At 55.5% G+C, this 5,700-nt stretch carries 4 protein-coding genes; 3 read left to right on the forward strand and 1 reads right to left on the reverse strand.

Annotation, left to right across the window (positions count from 1 at the left end; genetic code table 11):
- From ACIQ36_RS17740 to ACIQ36_RS17750, 3 genes are all read left to right on the forward strand, one after another.
- On the forward strand, positions 1-998 hold a 998-nt coding region (locus ACIQ36_RS17740; protein WP_395831780.1), incomplete at its 5' end, for a Fic family protein.
- Between the two features lie 337 nt (positions 999-1,335).
- Positions 1,336-3,558 carry a glycosyltransferase gene (locus tag ACIQ36_RS17745; RefSeq protein ID WP_395831782.1) on the forward strand — a complete coding sequence of 741 codons (2,223 nt, stop codon included), beginning with the start codon at positions 1,336-1,338 and terminating at the stop codon, positions 3,556-3,558.
- On the forward strand, positions 3,555-4,535 hold the full coding sequence (locus ACIQ36_RS17750; protein ID WP_395831784.1) for an AAA family ATPase: 981 nt from the start codon (positions 3,555-3,557) through the stop codon (positions 4,533-4,535). Before ACIQ36_RS17745 ends, ACIQ36_RS17750 begins: the two co-directional genes overlap by 4 nt.
- A 951-nt stretch (positions 4,536-5,486) precedes the next feature.
- On the opposite strand, the gene ACIQ36_RS17755 is transcribed toward ACIQ36_RS17750, so the two are convergent.
- Positions 5,487-5,700, reverse strand: a 214-nt coding sequence (locus ACIQ36_RS17755; RefSeq protein ID WP_395831786.1) for a hypothetical protein, incomplete at its 5' end; no start/stop codon positions are given.

The following is a 5,700-nucleotide window of genomic DNA, read 5'->3' on the forward strand; positions in this document are numbered from 1 at the left end:
TGCTGCCACGCCAGGAACTGTTTCTTTACATGTATGTAAGGAAGGAAGCGGTCTTATCATCCCAGATCGAAGGGACACAGTCGACCCTCTCCGATTTGCTGCGTTTTGAAACAGAGGCGCATGCCGGACAGCCGATCGACGATATCCGCGAAGTCTCGAATTACGTCGATGCTATGATGTTCGGCCTTGATCGGCTGCAGGAGCTACCGCTATCGCTGCGTCTTATCCGCGAGATGCACGCGCGCTTGCTGCAGAGCGGGCGTGGCGGCACCAAGAGTCCTGGGGATTTTCGGCGATCCCAAAACTGGATTGGCGGCTCTCGCCCCGGCAACGCCCTTTTTGTCCCGCCGCCGCCAACAGAAATGGAGGGCTGCCTCGATGCTCTCGAGCGCTTTATGCACGAGGAAGAGTCCCGTCTCCCGGCCTTAATTAAAGCAGGCCTTTTGCATGTTCAGTTCGAGACGATCCACCCCTTTCTCGATGGCAATGGCAGGATCGGCCGCTTACTGGTAACTCTGTATCTGTGCGTAAACGGCGTGCTGCATAAACCTTTACTGTACCTGAGCCTTTACCTCAAAACGCATCGAACCGACTATTATCGGCTCCTCCAGGAGGTGCGTGAGCACGGCGCCTGGGAGGCCTGGCTTGAATTCTTCCTGACAGGCGTTGCTGATACGGCCAATCAAGCATTCGACGCTGCAAGCCGTATTGTTGATCTCTTCAAGGCAGATCGGGAGAGGATCACCATGGAGAGTGACCGAGCCGGGTCGGCTCTTCGGCTGCATGAGCTCTTTCAGCAGAATCCCTACCTCACGGCCAATCAGCTAGTCGAGAGGACGGGCCTTTCCTCCCCTACCGTCAATGCTGCGCTTGCGGATCTCGAACGCTTGTCGGTAGTCAAGGAGGTCACTGGCCGGAAGCGAGGGCGGGTCTTCAGTTACTGGCGTTATCTCGCGATCCTCAGTGAAGGCACAGATCCATTGCCGCATGCGGAGTAAAGAGCCACGCAGTTCGGCGGTTAAGGTGTTGATATTTCGGTGAAAAGCTCTGAGCGACAATGCTTCTCATATAATCTCTCTGAGCCCACGAGGAAATTGTGTCCGTCGTTAGCCCCTTTGGGACAGACCGCTGACTTAGGATACATCACCTCGATAATCGTGCCTTTTGACGACGGACAACATAGCCAGAAGATCATACCGTTAAACGTTCATGCCGTTGCAGTAGTGTTCATCCCGGCATGCTAGTGGTGGTGTTTCTCGATTCTAAGACCGTGACTGGTTGGTTGAGTTGTGCTATTTTTCTTCCTGAAATGCGTGGCTGATTTCTGGGATTGAAATGAGCGATATAAATTTTGTGTTAATGGCCACGGCTTGGGGGCCACGTCACGGCGGAATCAATGCATTTAATCGTGATTTTTCCATAGGTTTGGCCGCAGCGCTCGGCAGCCGTGGTAGGGTCTTTTGCGCTGTGCTTGATCCAGATGCTCGCGATCACGCAGATGCCGAAAAGGGTAATGTCGCCTTGATTCCGATAGTGGGTAAAAAGGCGAGCGATCAGTTCGACACGGCTTGGACTTACGAGATTGTCGCCTGGTTAAAGAAGAACGGCGGCGCACCAGAGATCGCCTGGTGGGTTGGGCATGATGTAACGAGCGGAGCCGCTGCGTTAGCGGGGCCAGATGCTGGGCTCGGCGGGCGTCCAGCATTGATTCACCATATGAGCTATATCGCCTACCAGGGCGTCAAGCGTGACAATGGACCGGCAGCCGTCGCTAAGCATGAAGAACAGAGAAAGCTGTTCGCCTCAAATGAGGCTGTACTGTTTGGTGTCGGTCCCCTGCTGCGCGATTCCTGTCGGCGTCTAGCGGCTGGCGGTCGGGAGCCAGTGATGCTCGTCCCCGGCTTCCCAGACATTAGTCCCTGCAAAAAGGAAGGGTCTAAGCTCGTCGCGGTGAGCTTTGGGCGCATGGAGGCGGCTTCGGATCGCATTAAGCAAGGGCAACTCACCGTTGCGGCATTTGGTGCGGCGATAAAGGCCGCGAAGGATAGTGCTTATTGCTCGCCCATGATGGATGATCCTGAACTATACGTGATCGGGCTGCCAGAGGGGCAAACAGAAGAGGCCAATGAGATACGCGTTCTGGTGGAAGAGCATGCAGGTCGGATGGTTAATATTCTTCCACTACCATTTGATGAAGATCGGGAGAAACTATTAGGCCGCTTGGCCGAAGCCAATCTAGCCCTCATGCTCTCATGGCACGAAGGATTCGGGTTGACCGGCTGGGAGTCTATAGCGGCCGAGGTGCCATTAATCGTTAGCAAGCGTTCAGGTCTATTTCAGCTTCTAAAAGAAACGCTGAACGGGGTGGAGGGAAGTTACGTAGCTGCAATTGATTTGCAGGGCCGTCGGGGCGATGGAAATTCACCTAATTTTACTGAGAATGATTTGAGTTTGGTTGAAAAACAGATATTGAATGTGGTTTATGATAATGTGCGCGCGCAAGTAAGGGCGAGAGAACTAAAAAAAATATTACAACAGAATTTGATTTGTAGCTGGGCGAATACGGGCCATCAATTTTTACAGGGTTTGGGAATAAATGGTCTTTCTGGTTTATTTCAACCTATTTCCCCTGCCCCTGATAGACCCCTACCAAAAGCGGATGAGAAACCACCTGAGCCAACGCCATCAGATATATCCGGTATATCCGGGGAGCGTCGGTCTTTATCGAGAGACGAGCGTTTCGACCGCCTGAAGCAGGCGATCCGAAAAGATCTGGCCCGGTCTGAGCGCGTCGTCCAGAAATTGGAAAAGGCTTTCGGCTTGGCATACACCAGTGTCCCGTACATCTCGGAGCGAGCAGGAAAGCTTTGCGACAAGTTGCTGGAGGTTGATTTTGTAGAGGCGGCGCATGCTCTGAAAGAGGTTCGTCTTAGGTTGGATAATGATGAAAAGGCGGCGATTAACTGCATCGCAAACGTTAGTGGGTGGTTATTTCCTTGGTTATACGTTCGTGAGGCGGGCATTGATTGTGAGCAATGGGAGCGTAAGGAGCTCGGTCAAGTAATAAGCCTACCCACCGATATTATCAGTTTTGCTGAGATTATTATGGCAGGCATCGATGTTCGCATGGCCGAGTTTAAAACCATAAAGGATCCGAGGGGGTGGCCGCGATCTGTCATGTCGTTGAACTTCGGGGTGCCTGAGGAGGGGTTACTGGATGATGGTGCGGCTAGAAGTGTTAACGAGAACAATTTTCGGATGGCCCTGGCAAAGGCCGTTAAGATTCCAGAAGAAAAAATAAAAAAGGGGCCGGAGATTATAGATCGTTCCATTAATGTGGAGCTTGAACATCTTTTCAGGAACGGGTCGCGGTGGTATTTTATCTGTGCTCAATTCCGCAATGATGATGATAGGCGTAGGCATGTCGAATTAATGACGGCAATCGCTCGGTCCTATGAAAGCCTCGCAGTAGTCGACTTGGGTTTGGATGATACAGATCATCAGGAGATGTTCCGTAGTATTCAAGATATTCTAAACCTCCATGGTGATCCGTCATGACGAAGTTTATACCAGTCCCCCGCTCTGAGCGTGATTACACTGTCGAACTTAAAGGCGAAAACACTCAAGATGATCGTATCCATTTGCTCCAAGTCAGGGAGATTCATGCGATTAACGCAGCGCTTGCCGCCGGACGCCCGCTGCTGGTGCGCGGCGAGCCGGGTGTTGGGAAGAGTCAGTTGGCGCGAGCCGCCGCAAAAGCTTTGGGGCGGACCTTTGTCAAGCATGTGATTGATTCGCATACCGAGTCTCGGGATTTGATGTGGACCTTTGACGCCGTTAAGCGACTCGCGGAAGCGCAACTCGCAGGGGCGTTGCGCGATGACCGCGCGCAAGCTCGCGAGGATCTGGCGGTAAACCGATTTCTGAGCCCCGGCCCCTTATGGTGGTCGCTCAACTGGAAAACTGCCGAAGCGCAGGCGATGAGCGTGGGGGCAGAAAGCCCTGCTCAACCCGATGGTGGTGACTGGATGAACGGAACCGTATTGTTGCTCGACGAAATCGATAAAGCGGAAACAGAGGTACCCAATGGGCTCTTGGAAGTCCTCGGCGCCCGCGAATTCACCCCTTTGGCCTATTCTGAACCGGTGCGAGCGGATGGTGATGCGCCGTTGGTGATTATTACCACCAACGAGGAGCGGGTTTTGCCTGACGCTTTCCTGAGACGTTGTTTGGTGCTTCATCTCGCCTTGCCTGAGGAGCAGGAAAAATTGATTACCTTCCTTGTTGCGCGCGGACGGGCCCATTTTCCGCAGGCGAATACCGCTTTACTGCGAGAGGCGGCGGAGATGCTGTACGCAGACCGCGAGTCGGCAATCAAAGAACAAGTGCGCCCGTTTCCAGGACAAGCAGAATATCTCGACCTCTTGCGAGCGGTCTTAGGTTTGTCGGAAAAATACCGCGACCAAAAAAAGATGTTATCGACGATCCGGGAGTATACCCTGCGCAAACAGTCAGAAATCCTGGCCACTTTCTGACTCTGGGCGATTATGGCAAAGCCCCCCCGCCCGACGCAGCCGATGCCGCCATCCCACACGAAGGGAGTCTGCGGCTACGCCGATCTGCTTATTGGTTATGCCGCAGGTGGGCAGCCTGGGCTGGCAAATATGGCAGCCTTGATTGGCTATCACCCCGGGCCAGAACGCACCAAGAAGAAGCGTCGAAAGAGACCATTTACCGCCACGCCGCCAGATTCCCCGGCCCCTCAGGCTCCGACGTTCGTTGAGGGGCCACTGGCCTTGCTTCCGTTTTGGCAGCCGATCGAACGTGTGCGCCTCAGGGCGGCACCGCCCCCTCAACAGTACCCGTTGTTGCCCCCTGCGGAACCGGATTGGGGTGAGCCCGCGCTCGCCGCCGATCTCACACCTTGGAACGCATTGCTGCCGCGACTTCGGGCCGATGCGACCACCTGGGCGCCAGGTAAGATGCCAGATCAAGCAGCGTTGCTGAGGCTCATCGCTAGAGGGGTGCTGCTCGACACTCTTCCCCGGCGTCGGCGTCGCCGCTGGGGCCCCGCAGTGCAGATCATCAGCGACCGGGCGGAGCGTCTGACCCCGTTTTACGAGGATCAGACCCTGCTGGAGGAGCGTCTGAATAGCCTGTTTCCACACCATGGGCGGGAGCGCGCAACCGCTTTTGATTGTGGCGATGATCCAACACTCGTCGATGCGCGGGGAGCACCGTCCGCCTACCGGCTGCCGCCCCCAGGAACATTGGTCGTCGTGCTGGGCGATTTAGGCTGTCTAGCGGGAAATCCTGATCGGCTGGTTGACCGCTGGAGTCGCTTCGGCCGGCGGTTGGCGGCGGCCGGCTGTCGGGCGGTCGCTGTTACACCCTGTCCCCGTTCCCGCTGGCATCCCGGTTTGGCGCGCTGGTGGACGCTGGTGGAGTGGGAGCGCGGTACCTCATCCCCGTCAAATCCGGCGGAATTAGACCGCCGCGTAAATCGATTGCTTACCTTGATCTCGCCTGCGATCCGACTGGAACCGGCACTCCTGAGGGATATTCGTCGGCGGCTTGGAGGGGGGGCGGATGCGGGTACAGAGGCCGATCTGTGGCAGCACCGCGCGCTGGTGGGCCGGTCTGGCGTCGCGGCCACTCTCGACCCTATGACGGCGACCGAGCGACGAGCTGCATTCCATA

The sequence above is a fragment of the Elstera sp. genome (assembly GCF_044372965.1).
Classification (GTDB): Bacteria; Pseudomonadota; Alphaproteobacteria; order Elsterales; family Elsteraceae; genus Elstera.